The sequence below is a fragment of the Acinetobacter sp. 228 genome, assembly GCF_048147885.1.
On the sequence record NZ_JAYWYV010000458.1, the window covers coordinates 1 to 1150 of the forward strand.

1 protein-coding gene is annotated in these 1150 nt (G+C 40.9%); it reads right to left on the bottom strand.

Going from position 1 to position 1150, the window contains the following annotated elements; all coding sequences use genetic code 11:
* Positions 1-1150, bottom strand: a 1150-nt coding sequence (locus VXQ92_RS19840) for a helicase-related protein (protein ID WP_416682944.1), incomplete at both ends; no start/stop codon positions are given.

A 1150-nucleotide genomic window follows, 5' to 3' on the forward strand; every position in this document is an offset into this window, starting at 1 on the left:
TGCTCGAATTGTAAATCCTTCGATGCCTTTAACATTTCTTTCTCTAACTTAGTAATATGCTTACTAAACAATTTAGGGTCAGAAAGAATATGTCGTTCATCTGCGCTAAGTGCTTGTGCCTGCTCTAGTACTTTCTCATCAATCTGATCATCAGAAAGTACTTCACCCGTATCAATTTCTTTCACAGCCTGACGAACTGCACTACGTGGCGTAATACCATGCTGCTCATTAAACTCGATTTGTTTTGCACGTCGGCGCTCTGTCTCATCAATTGCCTTTCGCATAGAATCAGTGATTGTATCAGCATATAAAATTGCTTTACCTTTCACATTTCGCGCAGCACGACCAATCGTCTGAATAAGCGAACGCTCAGAACGTAAGAAACCTTCTTTATCAGCATCTAAAATAGCAACTAAAGAAACTTCCGGCATATCTAAGCCTTCTCGCAGCAAGTTAATACCCACTAGTACATCAAATACGCCTGTACGTAACTCATGAATAATTTTGACACGCTCAACTGTATCAATATCCGAGTGCAGATAAGCAACCTTAACGCCATATTCTTTTAAATAAGAAGTTAAATCTTCCGCCATACGCTTGGTTAAAGTCGTTACCAATACACGCTCATTTAAGTTTTTACGAATATTAATCTCAGACAAAACATCATCTACTTGGGTAAGTACAGGACGAACTTCAATTTCAGGATCAATCAAGCCTGTTGGTCGAACAACCTGCTCAACCACTTGTTCTGATTTTTCCAGCTCATATCTAGCTGGTGTGGCACTCACAAAAATAGTCGTTGGAACAATACGCTCCCACTCTTCAAATTTCATTGGGCGGTTATCAAGCGCACTTGGTAAACGGAAACCGTAATTCACCAAGTTTTCTTTACGCGAACGGTCACCTTTATACATTGCGCCAATTTGAGGAACCGTTACATGCGACTCATCGATAATAAGTAAGGCATCTTCTGGTACATAGTCAAATAAAGTCGGTGGTGCTTCACCTGCCGGTCGTCCCGATAAATGACGTGAATAGTTTTCGATACCATTGGTGTAGCCTAACTGCTGCATCATTTCCAAATCATAACGAGTACGTTGCTCGATACGCTGCGCTTCGAGTAACTTGTCATGTTCACGGAAGAACTTAA